Raw genomic sequence first — 14,284 nt, forward strand, 5'->3', positions numbered from 1 at the left:
ACTTGCGGCATCGACCTCGAGGGTCTATCAACAAGGTTTCATTCATCCTGAGTGCCTGCCATGACGTCCCAGACCAATCGCCAATTTCTGCTCGCCAAACGCCCAGTGGGTGCCGCGACCCGGGAAACATTTACTTATCAGGAAGTACCGGTCGGCGAACCGGCTGCAGGCCAGATCCTGGTCAAGAACGAATACCTGTCCCTGGACCCGGCCATGCGCGGCTGGATGAACGAAGGCAAGTCCTACATCCCGCCGGTCGGTCTTGGCGAAGTGATGCGCGCGTTGGGCGTGGGCAAAGTCATCGCTTCAAACAACCCTGGCTTCGCGGTGGGCGACTACGTCAACGGCGCCCTCGGCGTACAGGATTATTTCCTGGGTGAGCCGCGTGGGTTCTATAAGGTCGATCCGCAACTGGCGCCGCTACCGCGCTATTTATCCGCACTGGGCATGACCGGTATGACCGCTTACTTCGCGCTGCTTGACGTGGGTGCGCCCAAGGCCGGCGATACCGTCGTACTGTCGGGCGCTGCCGGTGCGGTGGGCAGCATTGCCGGGCAGATTGCCAAGATCAAGGGCTGTCGGGTAGTCGGTATCGCCGGCGGCGCGGACAAGTGCAAGTTCCTCATCGACGAGCTGGGTTTTGACGGCGCCATCGACTACAAGAACGAAGATGTCGTGGCCGGCCTCAAGCGCGAGTGCCCCAAAGGCGTGGACGTGTTTTTCGACAACGTGGGCGGCGATATCCTCGACGCGGTATTGAGCCGCTTGAACTTCAAGGCAAGGGTGGTGATCTGTGGCGCCATCAGCCAGTACAACAACAAGGAAGCGGTCAAGGGCCCGGCCAACTATCTGTCACTGCTGGTCAACCGCGCACGCATGGAAGGTTTTGTGGTGATGGACTACGCCGCGCAGTTCGCCGCCGCCGGACAGGAAATGGCTGGCTGGATCGCCAAGGGGCAGCTCAAGAGCAAGGAAGATATCGTCGAAGGCCTGGAGACCTTCCCGGAGACGCTGATGAAGTTGTTCAGCGGGGAGAATTTCGGCAAGTTGGTTCTAAAGGTTTAAAAGTGGTCGATTAAAAGATCGCAGCCTCGTTTCACTCGACAGCTCCTACACAGCTCCTACAGGGAAATGCGGCCCCCTGTAGGAGCTGGCGCAGCCTGCGATCTTTTACGCCAGTTCGGCCACCACGTCGGCCAAAGCCTTGGCCGGATCTGCGGCCTGGCTGATCGGGCGGCCGATCACCAGGTAATCGGAACCGGCATCCAGCGCCTGGCGCGGAGTCAGGATACGGCGTTGATCGTCCTGGGCGCTGCCCGCCGGGCGAATCCCAGGGGTCACCAATTGCAGCGACGGGTGCGCCGATTTCAGCGCCTGGGCTTCCAGGGCCGAACACACCAGGCCATCCATACCGGCTTTTTCCGCCAGGGCGGCCAAGCGCAGAACCTGCTCTTGCGGCTCGATGTCCAGGCCGATACCCGCCAGATCCTCACGCTCCATGCTGGTCAACACTGTCACACCGATCAGCAGCGGTTTTGGCCCGGTGCGCTGGTCCAGCACTTCGCGACAAGCCGCCATCATGCGCAGGCCACCGGAGCAGTGAACGTTGACCATCCACACGCCCATTTCCGCCGCGGCCTTGACGGCCATGGCCGTGGTGTTGGGGATGTCGTGGAACTTGAGGTCCAGGAACACTTCGAAACCCTTGTCACGCAGGGTGCCGACGATTTCCGAAGCACAGCTGGTGAACAGTTCTTTACCGACTTTGACCCGGCACAGTTTCGGGTCCAATTGATCGGCCAGCTTCAGTGCGGCGTCACGGGTAGGGAAATCCAGGGCGACGATGATAGGAGTCTGGCAGGCGGACATGAGTGGGCTCTCAGGCAAGTCGAAATCGGCGCGCATTGTAGCGGAACCAATGGCCCTGCGGGACCCGATGATCGGTAAATCGTCGAGATCGCTCCGCCAAGACTAGCCTCTGCGGCAATTGTGTCGAGTTCGGTACAGTCACGACACGCCCCCAACATCCTTGTCCGCTACCCTCGGCAACCGCAATACGTCCTTGGCTCAGCACTTCCCGCCTCCGGGCAGGACGCCTATGCTGGAACCACAACCTCGCAGCCTATCTTTGTGGTTGGCAGCCTACCTGGCAGATGAACCCACGCATGCACAACACTCCAGCCCCCGTGAACGACGATCAAAAAGCGCCCGGCGATGAAAAACGCTGGAGCATTCGCGCCCTGATCGTCGACGATGATGTGCCGATCCGCGAGCTGATGATCGACTACCTGGCGCGTTTCAACATCCATGCCAGCGGGGTCACTGATGGCGCCGCCATGCGCCTGGCGATGCAGGCGGAGCATTTCGACGTGGTGGTGCTCGACTTGATGCTGCCCGGCGAAGACGGCCTGTCGCTGTGCCGCTGGTTGCGCGGCGAATCGGATATTCCGATCCTGATGCTCACGGCCCGTTGCGAACCCACCGACCGGATCATCGGTCTCGAGCTCGGCGCCGACGACTACATGGCCAAGCCGTTCGAACCCCGCGAACTGGTCGCACGCATCCAGACCATTCTGCGCCGGGTGCGGGACGACCGCAGCGAACAACGGGCGAACATCCGTTTCGACAATTGGCGTCTGAACAGCGTGCTGCGCCAATTGGTTGCAGCCGATGGCCTGGTGGTGCCGCTGTCCAATGCCGAATTTCGCCTGTTGTGGGTGTTTATTGAACGTCCGCGCCGGGTCCTCAGCCGCGAGCAACTGCTGGATGCCGCTCGTGGCCGTTCGATCGAAGCCTTCGATCGCAGCATTGACCTGCTGGTGTCGCGCCTGCGGCAGAAACTCGGTGACGATCCCAAGGCCCCGCAACTGATCAAAACCGTGCGTGGTGAGGGTTACCTGTTTGACGCCCGGGATATCGGTTGATGCGGGCGCGCTTCGATACGTTGTTCGGCCGCCTGTTTGGAGTACTGCTGATCGCGATTGTCCTGGCACACCTGCTGGCATTTGCATGGTTTCACTACTACGGCCCGCCGCCTCCCCCTCCCCCGCCGGCGTTTCCCGAAGACATGGACGGTCAACGCCCACCGATGGACCCGCGCCTGGCCCCCCGCCCTGCCAGGCCATGGTTTGGCGGACCACTGGTACCGCTGACGTTTCAGCTGATCTCGCTGATCATTGCAGCCTGGTACGGCGCCAAATTACTCAGCCGGCCGATTCAACGCCTTAGCGACGCGGCCGAGCGCCTGAGTGAAAACCTCGACAGTGCGCCACTGGAGGAATCCGGCCCACGGGAAGCGCGACAAGCGGCGCACACGTTCAACAAAATGCAGCAACGCATCATCGAGCAGGTCAAGCAGCGCTCGCGCATGCTCGGCGCGGTATCCCACGACCTGCGCACGCCCCTGTCGCGTCTCAAACTGCGCCTGGAACAAATTGACGACGACAAGCTGCAAGGACAGATGCGCCAGGATCTGGACGACATGATCAGCATGCTCGATGCGACGCTCGGCTACCTGCACGAACAGCGCACCAGCGAGGCGTCACAGTGGATGGATGTGCAGGCGCTGGTCGAGTCCCTGAGCGAAAACGCCCAGGACCAGGGGGCAAACGTCCAGGCCAGCGGTCATTGCGCGCCGCTGCAAGTCCAGCCGATGGCACTGCGCTCCTGTATCAACAACCTGCTGGACAACGCCTTGCGTTATGCCGGGAATGCGTTGATCACGCTCGAAGATAATCGCCAACACCTGGTGATCAGGGTCATCGACCATGGTCCAGGGATCGCGGCGGATAAACGTGAGGCCGTATTCGAACCGTTCTTCCGATTGGAAGGCTCACGCAATCGCAACTCCGGCGGCGTCGGCCTGGGCATGACCATTGCTCGCGAGGCGGCGCAACGCCTGGGCGGGCAGCTCAGCCTGGAAGAAACCCCCGGTGGTGGGCTGACGGCGATCATCCGCCTGCCCAGGACCTGAGTGCAGCGCAAGGATTGAATTCAGCGACGGTCATCAATCCGCGACTGGCTTTTGCTCCAGTCGGTCAACAGGCTGTAAGCCACGGCCAGCAATGTCGGCCCGATAAACAGGCCAATGAATCCGAATGCAATCAAACCACCAAACACCCCTAGCAACACAATCACCAGCGGCAAATTCCCACCCCGGCTGATCAAGTAAGGCTTGAGCACGTTGTCCACGCCGCTGATGATGAACATGCCCCAGACGCCAAGGAACACCGCCATCCCGTACTCACCCTTCCAGGCCAGCCAGGCAGTGGCTGGAATCCATACCAGCGGCGGCCCCATGGGAATCAGGCTGAGCAGGAAGGTCACGATACCGAGCACCAGTGCCCCAGGGACGCCGGCAATCAGGAAGCCGATCAACGCCAGGACCGCCTGGGCCGCGGCGGTGCCGATCACGCCGTTTACCACCCGTTGCACGGTGCCCGCCACCAGTTCGATGTAGTACCCGGCACGGTGGCCAATCAGCCGCTCCAGCAAACCATGAACAAAGGCCGCCAACCGTGGTCCGTCGCGATAGAAAAAGAACACGAAGACAATGCTCAGGGTCAGCTCGAGGATGCCGCCGCCAATCTGCGCGCTACGCGCCAGCAACCAGTTGCCGACCTGGCCCAGATAAGGCTTGAGCGACACCATCATCGCCGCGCCCTGCTGATCGATACTGTTCCAGATGACCACCAGCCGCTCGCCCACCAGGGGAATGCTGCCCAGCCAGGTCGGCGCTTCAGGCAGGCCGTCGACCTGCACATCCTTGATGAACGCCGTGGCGTCGCGCACATGATCCGCCAAGTTGAACCCCAGCCACACCAGCGGCGCCGCCACCAGCACCATCCAGCCCACGGTCAGCAGGGCCGCCGCCAGGGATTCGCGGCCATTGAGCCAGCGGGTCAGCAGGCGCATCAGCGGCCAACTGGCGAACGCCAGCACCGCGCCCCAGAACAGGGCCGACCAGAACGGCGCCATCACCCATAAGCTCGCGCCAAACAGCACCAGGAGCAGGATCTGCACCAACAGCCGATCGTTATTGATCATCACAGTCTCGAAAAAATCATTCAGCAAAAAGAGTAGGCGAACACGCCACGCGTGTTCGCCGGATGACGCTTATCGCAGCAGTTTGATATGCAATCCAGGACCGTCGACACCACCGGTTTCCATCCGCGCCGCACGTACGCCCTGCTCGATCAACGATTGACGCCAGGCTTCAGCGTTGGGCCCGGACACACTGACCCGCAAGGTGGTGTCCAGGTTCAGGCCCCGGGAGATCAGGCGCAGCCATTTGTCATCGGGTGTTTGCGTCAACTTGGGGAAGTCGAGTTCACCGGTACTCTTGAGCTCGCGCAGCAAGGTTGCGGACGTCGGCAGCAAATCCCCCAGCGGGGCGACGGCGTCGAATTGTTCGACGTGCAGATAGGCTTTGCGATTACCACGGGTGATGCTGTAGAGCGCCACCAGCGTATTGTCCTTCGGTGCGGCCAGGCGTAACAGCAGGTAAGCCTGCTCACTATCGGCGCCATAGAGCTTGGCGTTGCCGAACACTTCGTTGGCCCATAGGCTGCTTTCGCCACAATCTCGCGCCTGGCACCAGAACAGCAATTGGGCGTCCTGCTGTTGAAGCGCTTCGCGCGCAGCGGTGAAGGCCTCGGTCGAGGAATGTTCCGCCGGCAATTCATAGGTCACTGAGGTGACATGCCCACGAGCACTGACCTGCCCGTCAAAGCGCAACTGACCGCTGATCTTGCGGATCGAGCCGAGCGGGTAGATCCGTTCAAGCTCGGCCGTGGGGCGATAGTCGACGATCTGCGCATCGGTCATGCGCGGCACGATCGGCAAGTCCTGACTGCCGGGCAGATCGACGGCTAATGAGAGTGGACTGAAACAACTGAGCATCAGCAAACTGAATGAGCGCATGGATAGACTCATCGGATCAGCATGCCCTTGTGGCCATTCGGGGGCGCAGCGGTGTAGAGGTCTATCATGGTTGTCTCCCTTTTCAACCCACCCAGCCTCGACAGTTGCCCGGCGCAAGTCAAGGAATGGCGAAGAACCGATTGAAACAGTCTGCGACAAGGTCGGCACCGGGTTCATCATTCAAGTGCAAATGATGGCCGCCTGGCAGCTGTTCAAGACTAAAGGGTAGACGCTCCAGCAACTCCGGATGTTTGGCGAGCATGCCGTCAGCGGCGACCACCAGTTTCGCCGGACAGGCGACCCGCTGGACGAAGGCCATGGCCTGCTCGGTGGTAAGGCGCAGCGGCGATGGCAGCGTGAGGCGATTGTCGGTGCGCCAGGTATAACCGCCCGGCACCGGCATCAAGCCACGCTGGGCCAGCAGTTCGGCGGCTTCGCGACTGACCGCCACCAGGCCTTTCATGCGTGCTTCGATGGCGCGGTCTTGGGTGCTGTAGACCGGTTTGCGTTTTTCCCGCAGATCCAGTTGCGCCTGCAGGGCCATGCCCATGCGTTCGGCAGCGTTTTCGCCTTTGTCCGTGGGAGGGATGACACCGTCAATCAAAGCCAGGTGAGTGACTCGCTGCGGAAACGAACCGGCAATGATCAGCGAGGCGATGGCACCCATCGAATGCCCCAGCAAAGCAAACCGCTTCAATCCAAGCTGCTCTGCAACTTGCAACACATCGTGGGCATAGTCCCACATGGCGTAACCGGCGCCAGGTGGGCGGTGTCCTGAGTGCCCGTGACCGGCCATGTCCAGGGCGATCACGCGCAAGCCTTTGAGCTTGGGTGCCAGGCGGGCGAAGCTATTGGCGTTGTCCAGCCAGCCATGCAGGGCAATGACCGGCAAACCGTCTTCGGGGCCAAACAAATGCGCCGCCAACTCGATATGCGGCAGGCTCAGGCGCACTTCTTCGACGACCTGGCTCATGCGCAATCCCGTTGCTGGCGAGAGGTCCAGCGTTCGAACAGGTTTTTCAGCAGTACGGCCGTCTCCTGCGGACGTTCCAGAGGAAACATGTGCCCGCCAGGCATGCTCAGCGCCTCGCCATTTGGCATGCGCCCGACTGAACTGGTGTGATGACGCATCACCACCCGGCTCTCGTGCCCGCGAACGACCGCCAGCGGCACTTGCAACTGCCGCAGGCGGCCGGGGCTGGTGTGTGGTACGCCCCGGTAGATGCTGATTTCCGTGGCTGGGTCGAAACGCAAGCGCAACCTGTCGCCGTCCTGATGCAAACCATAGTGCAGGTAGGCATCGAAACACTCTGGATCGAAGCTGCGAAACAGGCTCTTGCCGGCGAAATAACGGCGGGCGCTCTCGAGATCGGCGAATTCTTCACGACGCCCCAGGGTGCGGCCGGCCGGGGTCAGGCGGTCGATGAAACCCAAGCGCTTGGCTGCGCGAATGACCCATTGATCGGTGCGCGTCAGCACCGGCGAATCGAGCATCACCACACCGCGATACAACTGGGGGCAACGCAACGCTGCGTGCAGATGCAGTACGCCACCGAAGGAATGACCGACGCCCCACACCGGCTGTGACTGCTGCTGCAGATGGTGGATGAGTTCATCCACCAGGTTGTACCAGTTGTCGTCCGCCGGGAAACGCGGGTCGTGGGCGTGTTGCTCCAGATGCGTCACCCGAAATTCGGGTGCCAGCGCCGCAAACAACTTGCCGTAGGTTCCCGAAGGAAAACCATTGGCGTGGGCGAAAAATATCTGTTGCGACATACCGGTCGATCCATCAGCGAAAACAAACCCGATTGTCCGCAAGACCGCGTTCTTGAGCAATGACCGTAACTGACAGGAATGATGACAGTCCGGCCATGCAAATAAAGGAACGGGGAGATCAACGTGCTGGCGGATTATCACCCAGCGGCACCACGGCCATGGTCAGCCGCGACACACAACTGGCCTTGCCTTCGTCACTGGTCAAGCGGATATCCCAGACATGGGTCGTACGCCCGATGTGAATGGGTTTGGCGACCGCCGTCACTCGGCCGCTGCGCAAGCCGCGCAGGTGGTTGGCGTTGATTTCCAGCCCCACGCAGTAAAACTTGCTGGCATCGATGCACAGGTAGCTGGCCATGGAGCCGACTGATTCAGCCAGCACCACCGAAGCGCCGCCATGCAGCAAGCCATAAGGCTGGTGGGTGCGATGGTCAATGACCATGCTCGCGGTCAAGGACTCTTCATCGAAGGCTTCGAAACGGATGTCCAACAGTTCGCCAATGGTGTTTTTCTGAATTGCGTTCAGTTGTTCGATGTTGGGAACGGTACGCCACAGACTCATAGCAGGTTTTCCTTGTTGGTTTTATCGTGGCTCAATCCTGCCACAGCACCGCTTCGGTGTGCTCGCTCCATTCTTCAAAGCGAGCGCCGTAAGTGGCTTCGATGACGTTGCGCTTGATCTTCAGGGTCGGCGTGAGAAAACCGTTTTCCACCGCCCAGTTGTCCTTGACCACCACCAACCGCCGCAAGCGTTCGTGCTTGTCGAGGACGCTGTTGACCTCTTCCAGCAGCTTTTCCAGGCTTGAATGCAACCCGGCCCGTGTCTCCTGCTGCCCGACGGCCGAAAGCACGCACAGGCCCAGTGGCGCATTCAAGCCATCACCGACCACGCACACCTGCTCGATGCGCGAATGCACCGCCAGGCGATTTTCGATCGGCGCCGGCGCTACGTACTTGCCTTTGCTGGTCTTGAAAATTTCCTTCAGGCGCCCGGTCAGGCGCAAGTTGCCTTCGGCATCTTCCTCGCCCTTGTCGCCGGTGCGCAGGAAGCCGTCCTCGGTGATGGTGTCGGCGGTTTTCTGCGGATCCTTGAAATACCCCAGCATGATCGCCCCGCTACGTACCATGACCTCGCCCGATTCGTCGATGCGCACCTCGACCTCCGGGCACGGCATGCCAATCCAGCCTGGTTTGTTCTGCCCCGGCAGGCAAATGTGCGAGTAACCGCAACTTTCCGTCATGCAGTAGACCTCCAGCACGTCCAGTCCGAGCTTGCGATACCACAACAGCAGACTCAGGGGCACCGGCGCCGCACCGGACAAGGCCACGCGCAAGGCATCGAGCCCCAACCCGGCGAGGACTTTGTGCCCGACCCGCTTGCCGATAATCGGCAGCCCGAGCAGGAAATCCAGGCGCTTTGCCGGGATCTTGCTGTACACCCCCATCTGGAACTTGGTCCAAATGCGCGGCACGCCAAACAGCGCCGTTGGCCGGGCACGGCGCAAGTCCGTCAGGAAGGTGTCAAGGCTTTCGGCAAAGAACACGGTTTGCCCGGTGTAAATCGATGCCAGTTCGACGAACATCCGTTCGGCGACGTGACACAACGGCAAATACGACAGCAGTCGATCCGACTCATTGAGACCGAATAACTGCGTGCCGCGCGTGGTGGCGAATCCCAGGTTGGCGAAGCTGTGCATCACGCCCTTGGGCATGCCGGTGGTGCCGGACGTGTAGATGATGGTTGCCAGTTGATCGGCGGCGGGCTTGGGATCGTCCTGGATCGGCGAGCTGCGTTGCAGGTCGTCCCAGCTGAAATCGAAAGTGCCGGTTGGATGTAACGGCAGGCTGATGGTCGGCAGCTCGGGATTCACCCCACGGGACATGCCAGGCCAGTCATCGAGTTTACCGATGAATACCAGCGCCGCTTCGGAGTGTTCGAGCACCTGGGCCACCGATTCGGCGGTGAGGTTGGGGTACAACGGCACCGAGACATGCCCGGCCATCCAGATCGCCAGGTCGGCAATGATCCAGTGCGCGCAGTTTTTCGAGATCAGGGCAATATGACTGCCCTGGGGCAGTTCCCGGGATCGCAGCCAATGGGCCGCACAGCGTGCCTGATGACCGACGTCCTCCCAGCTCAAGGTCTCGACACGGCCACCGCCCACAGGCTGGACGAGAAAGCGCTGGCGAGGATGACGGGCCTCGCGCTCGTAGAAAACGTCCAGGGGCAAACGGGAAGCAGCAGGCATGGGACTCGCTCCTTTGTTTCTTGGTCTGGAGCAAGCGTAGCCAACCAAGCAAATGCTTGGTTGGCTATTTTTCAGGATCAGAAGATCGCAGCCTGCGGCAGCTCCTACGGGGGAACGCTGAAAGCCCTTTTAGGCGCCGCCGCTGGCTGTGGTCTTTTGCCTTTAAGGGTGCTTGATGCTGTTGAGCTTCATCGCGCCAATCAGCAATTCAGAGTTTTCCAGCTCGGCCAGGCCGGCGGTGCTGACCTTCTCTGGCGGATGACCCGCACCATGTTGCAGGTAGCTGAGCAGGTTTCCCACGAGCGGGTTATGAGAAACCAGCAGTGCATTGGTGACCGACTTCAACTGGTCAGTGACCCTGTCGGGATCATATTCCGGAGTCAGCCACTCGACGGTGCGGATTTCCGGCCCGAAACCCAAGACATCCCGAACCAGCTGGGCGGTCTGTTGCGCTCGCGTGTAGGGGCTGGCATAGATCGCTGTCAGCGGCTGGCCAACCAGGTTGGCGGCGGCGCGCAGCACTTCTTCACGACCATTGGCAGTCAGCTCCCGCTCCGAATCGTGGGGTTTGGAGCCATGTGGCTCGGCTTCACCATGACGCAATACCCAGAGTTTCATAGCTTGGGTTCCTCATCTCGGGCCGGATGTGGCGCAGGCGCCACGACGTGCGGCGCTTCACCTTCCGGCGTACGCGGCGTCGGCCAATCGGCGAACGGCCAGGGTTTCTGGTCGCTGTGGAAACTGCCGAAACGACCGATCTGTGCCAGGAACTGGCTCAGGCTGTCGCCGAAGTTCATCAGGCTGGCGCTCGGGGCGCCATAGATCAAACGATAGATCAATTGCACCAGCACCACGGCGCCAAGCATGAACTGCGCCACCTGCCACACCAGCAGGAACACCACCATCCACAGCACTCGAAGCAGGATGGACTCGTATTTGGCTTCTACTTTTGGATCACTCATTTCTCGCTCCGTTCCTGTGAAGTGGGGGTTCAGTTGAAGCCGCTGGTGGAAATAAAGTCGACATCGGTCTTCGGCTCGCCCCGCATCAACAGTTCGATCACCTGCTCAAGCGTGCGCCCTTCGAACAGGATCGCGTGCAACCCGGCGACCAACGGCATGTACACGCCAACCTCCTGGGACTTGGCCTTGAGCACCTTGAGCGTGTTCACGCCTTCGGCAACTTCGCCCAGGCGATTGACTGCCTCTTCGAGGCTCAAGCCCTGGCCGAGGGCGAACCCGACCTGATAGTTACGGCTTTTTGGCGACGAGCAGGTCACGATCAGATCACCCACGCCCGCAAGGCCAAGGAATGTCATCGGGTTGGCACCCTGATTCACCGCGAAGCGGGTCATTTCCGCCAGCGCCCGGGTAATCAACATGCTCTTGGTGTTTTCGCCCATGCCCATCGCCACCGCCATGCCGGCAATGATCGCGTAGACGTTTTTCAACGCACCGCCCAGTTCGACGCCAAACCGGTCGGCGCTGGCATACACGCGAAAGGTGCGGCCGTGCAGCACGTCCTGGACATGCTGGCAGAGCGCCTCGTCTTCGCTCGCGACCACCGTGGCGGTCAATGCATGTTCGGCGATTTCACGGGCCAGGTTCGGCCCGGACAACACACCGATGCGTGCCTGTGGCGCGATCTCTTCGAGAATCTGGCTCATCAGCTTGAAGGTGTGGGCTTCGATGCCCTTGGTCAGGCTCACCAGCATTTTGCCGCTGAGTCGATCAGCATGCGGGGCCAGCACCGAGCGCAACGCGCTGGAGGGCAGCGCGACAAAACTCAGGTCGCACGCATCCAGGGTGGCCAGCAGGTCAGTGACCGGCGTGACACCGGGCAGGATCTTGATGCCTTTGAGGTAACGCGGGTTCTCGCGATTGACCCGGATGGCCTCGGCCTGTTCAGGGTCACGCATCCATTGCAGGACTTGATGACCATTTTCGGCCAGCAAGTTAGCCACGGCGGTACCAAAACTTCCGCCTCCCAAAACCGCGATCGGGCGCTGTTGAGTCATATGTAATCCGTTAATCCATACCAGTGGCAATGTCGGCATTATACGGAGCGCCCCCGTGTCGGCCAGTCCCCGCGTCAATTACCGACATGGGTAGGAAGAAGTCCGGTAATACCTAGGAAAATGCTTACATCGTGACTGGAAAAGTCAACGGGCTCGGTTAACATGCGCGCCATCGATGGTTAACAAGGATGTGCTGTGTCCCTGGGTTCGACTTCACCCCATTCGCCGTTGGTCCTGGCGCTGGTGTTCAGCTCGCCGGCGATGGCCGACGACTTGTTTCTCGACAGCGAACCGTTGCCGCAAGTACTCACGGCCACGCGCCTGAAACAATCGCCGGCTGCCGTGCCGGGGAGCATGACGGTGCTCGACACCGCGCTGATCAATGCCAGCGGCGCGCGCGACATCAGTGAAGTGCTACGCCTGGTACCCGGCATGATGGTCGGCAATATCAGCGGTAATCAGGCCACGGTGAATTACCACGGCACCAGCGCCACCGAAGCACGGCGCCTGCAAGTGTTGATCGACGGTCGCTCGGTGTACCGCGCGGGTCTGGCCACGGTGGACTGGAGCGACATTCCGGTGGCCATGGAGGACATCGAGCGTATCGAGGTTTTCCGCGGCCCGAACACCGTCAGCTATGGCGCCAATGCGCTGATGGCGGTGGTCAACATCATCACGCGCAATCCGGCCGACAGCCACGGTACGCGCCTGAAAGTCACCCGCGGCCAGCGTGGCATCGACGACTTTTATGCCAGCCAGGGCGTGGGTTGGGAGGACGGCGATTTACGCCTGTCGCTGTCTGGCCAGCAAGACGATGGCTTTGATACCGACCGTTGGGGCGGCGACTACCATGACGGTCGACGTTTGAAGCGCTTCAACCTTGCCGTTAGTCAAGCGCTCGACGAACGGCAAAGTATCGAATGGCAGGTGAATGCCAAGGACGGCACCAACCAACGCCCCTATACCTACCGCCCGGTGTTTTCAGGGATTACCCGCGCTGGGGACAATTCCGACGTCAGCGCCAAGGACTACGCCGGCTCGCTGCGCTGGAATCTCGACCTGAACACCGAGCACAGCCTTTACATCCAGGGTTCGGCCCAGCACTGGGACCGTCAGCAAACCTGGCGCGCCTGCGATGCCGAAGTATCGTTCAGCCCCGAACTCAGCGAGCTTTGGCAACTCAACCCGAACTACACGGAACGCCTGGCGCGCAACATCGAGAGCTTTCTGGTCTCCGGAGCCCCTGACGCCGATCCGACCCAACGCGCATTGGCCAATCAAGTCCTCGACCAGTGGCGCAACGGCGCCCGGCGAACGGTCTGCGGCGATATCGATCAAAGCACTCGGGAATCGCGCTATGACCTTGAATTGCAGGATACCCTGAGCCTGTCCGATAACCTGCGGCTGGTCAGCGGATTGAACTATCGTTACGACCGGGCAGATTCCGAGACCTACTTCAATGGCACTCTCGATGACACCACCTGGCGGGCGTTCGGCCAGCTTGAATGGCGCGCCAGCGAACACTGGCTCCTGCAGGGCGGTGCCATGTTCGAAGACACGCAGTTGATCGGCAGCTCACTGAGCCCACGGATGGCGGTCAACTACCTGATCAATCCGCGCCAGGGCCTGCGTGCGGTGTACTCGCAAGCCGTCCGCTCGCCGGACATGTTCGAGAACAACGTCAACTGGAGCTACCAGGTCACCCACCTGCAACCCGGCGCCTATGGCCAGTCAAGTGCCCGCTATTTCGTCAAGACCCGCGGCCCCGGCGACCTCGACCAGGAACACATGCGTTCCCGGGAACTGGGCTATAACGGTTACTTCGCCGAATCGGGCCTGGCCGTCGATGTAAAGCTGTTCTACGACGAGATCACCGGGATGATCAGTGAGCCGTTGCGCAATAACCAGTACATCGCCAGCAATGCCAACTCCGCGCGCTACACCGGAGCGGAAACCCAACTCGACTGGAAAATCAGCAGCGCCGACCGCTTGCGCCTGACCTATGCCTACGTCGACGCTGACGCGAGCAACCTGCTAGATGCACAACAGACTGCAGGCAACAGTGGTTCTGCCGCCTGGTTGCGCGACTGGGGCCATGGCTGGAACAGCGCGCTCTTCTATTATGCTGACGACGCGCTCAACGGCTACCGCTTCGAACGCCTCGACACGCGCATCGCCAGGCGCATCCGCCTGGGCAAGACTCATCTGGAACTGGCCGGTGTGCTGCAGCAGCGCCTCGACAACCAGCCTACTTCCTTTGTCGACAACAACTATGACGAGCGTCGCTTGATGTATTTCAGCGCGCAGCTGGCGTTTTAAG

Annotated in this window: 14 protein-coding genes; 4 read left to right on the forward strand and 10 right to left on the reverse strand. The window is 60.9% G+C overall.

The features are described 5' to 3' along the window. Window positions 1-60: 60 nt before the first annotated feature. The gene (locus tag PSUM_RS24045) at window positions 61-1,065 is read left to right on the forward strand and encodes an NADP-dependent oxidoreductase (protein WP_020799688.1); all 1,005 of its coding nucleotides are present in this window, start codon (window positions 61-63) and stop codon (window positions 1,063-1,065) included. Window positions 1,066-1,170: 105 nt separating this feature from the next. On the opposite strand, the gene pyrF is transcribed toward PSUM_RS24045, so the two are convergent. After that, on the reverse strand, window positions 1,171-1,869 hold the full coding sequence (gene pyrF, locus PSUM_RS24050) for an orotidine-5'-phosphate decarboxylase (protein WP_162247449.1): 699 nt from the start codon (window positions 1,867-1,869) through the stop codon (window positions 1,171-1,173). Window positions 1,870-2,165: 296 nt separating this feature from the next. On the opposite strand from pyrF, the gene PSUM_RS24055 reads away from it, so the two are divergent. Beyond that, window positions 2,166-2,924, forward strand: coding sequence for a response regulator (locus PSUM_RS24055; RefSeq protein ID WP_020799690.1), 759 nt, complete (start codon window positions 2,166-2,168; stop codon window positions 2,922-2,924). Continuing rightward, window positions 2,924-3,973, forward strand: coding sequence for a sensor histidine kinase (locus tag PSUM_RS24060; protein ID WP_020799691.1), 1,050 nt, complete (start codon window positions 2,924-2,926; stop codon window positions 3,971-3,973). The genes PSUM_RS24055 and PSUM_RS24060 overlap by 1 nt, the downstream gene beginning before the upstream one ends. 20 nt (window positions 3,974-3,993) lie before the next feature. Here the strand turns inward: PSUM_RS24060 and PSUM_RS24065 are convergent, their stop codons facing one another. The 9 genes from PSUM_RS24065 to PSUM_RS24105 form a co-directional block, all read right to left on the reverse strand. After that, a complete protein-coding gene (locus PSUM_RS24065; RefSeq protein WP_033044862.1) occupies window positions 3,994-5,046 on the reverse strand; it encodes an AI-2E family transporter in 1,053 nt (350 codons plus the stop codon). Window positions 5,047-5,115: 69 nt separating this feature from the next. Continuing rightward, window positions 5,116-5,922, reverse strand: a complete 807-nt coding sequence (locus PSUM_RS24070) for a DUF4892 domain-containing protein (RefSeq protein ID WP_033044860.1) — start codon at window positions 5,920-5,922, stop codon at window positions 5,116-5,118. A 118-nt stretch (window positions 5,923-6,040) separates the two neighbouring features. Then, the gene (locus tag PSUM_RS24075; RefSeq protein ID WP_020799694.1) at window positions 6,041-6,895 is read right to left on the reverse strand and encodes an alpha/beta hydrolase; all 855 of its coding nucleotides are present in this window, start codon (window positions 6,893-6,895) and stop codon (window positions 6,041-6,043) included. Then, entirely contained in the window at window positions 6,892-7,698 is an 807-nt protein-coding gene (locus PSUM_RS24080; RefSeq protein ID WP_020799695.1) for an alpha/beta fold hydrolase, read from the reverse strand. The genes PSUM_RS24075 and PSUM_RS24080 overlap by 4 nt, the downstream gene beginning before the upstream one ends. A 118-nt stretch (window positions 7,699-7,816) precedes the next feature. Further along, window positions 7,817-8,260: a hotdog fold thioesterase gene (locus PSUM_RS24085; RefSeq protein ID WP_020799696.1), complete on the reverse strand. Its 444-nt coding sequence runs from the start codon at window positions 8,258-8,260 to the stop codon at window positions 7,817-7,819. A 31-nt stretch (window positions 8,261-8,291) separates the two neighbouring features. Then, window positions 8,292-9,947, reverse strand: a complete 1,656-nt coding sequence (locus PSUM_RS24090; RefSeq protein WP_083349652.1) for an AMP-binding protein — start codon at window positions 9,945-9,947, stop codon at window positions 8,292-8,294. A 162-nt stretch (window positions 9,948-10,109) separates the two neighbouring features. Then, window positions 10,110-10,565: a phosphohistidine phosphatase SixA gene (gene sixA, locus PSUM_RS24095; protein ID WP_083349653.1), complete on the reverse strand. Its 456-nt coding sequence runs from the start codon at window positions 10,563-10,565 to the stop codon at window positions 10,110-10,112. After that, window positions 10,562-10,909, reverse strand: a complete 348-nt coding sequence (locus tag PSUM_RS24100; protein WP_020799699.1) for a DUF4389 domain-containing protein — start codon at window positions 10,907-10,909, stop codon at window positions 10,562-10,564. The genes sixA and PSUM_RS24100 overlap by 4 nt, the downstream gene beginning before the upstream one ends. Window positions 10,910-10,938: 29 nt before the next feature. Continuing rightward, window positions 10,939-11,964: an NAD(P)H-dependent glycerol-3-phosphate dehydrogenase gene (locus tag PSUM_RS24105; RefSeq protein ID WP_020799700.1), complete on the reverse strand. Its 1,026-nt coding sequence runs from the start codon at window positions 11,962-11,964 to the stop codon at window positions 10,939-10,941. Window positions 11,965-12,159: 195 nt separating this feature from the next. Here PSUM_RS24105 and PSUM_RS24110 point away from each other — a divergent pair, with 195 nt between their 5' ends. Further along, on the forward strand, window positions 12,160-14,283 hold the full coding sequence (locus PSUM_RS24110; protein WP_083349654.1) for a TonB-dependent receptor plug domain-containing protein: 2,124 nt from the start codon (window positions 12,160-12,162) through the stop codon (window positions 14,281-14,283). The last annotated feature ends 1 nt before the right edge of the window (window position 14,284 follow it).

This window comes from Pseudomonas umsongensis (genome assembly GCF_002236105.1).
In the GTDB taxonomy this organism is placed as follows: domain Bacteria; phylum Pseudomonadota; class Gammaproteobacteria; order Pseudomonadales; family Pseudomonadaceae; genus Aquipseudomonas; species Aquipseudomonas umsongensis.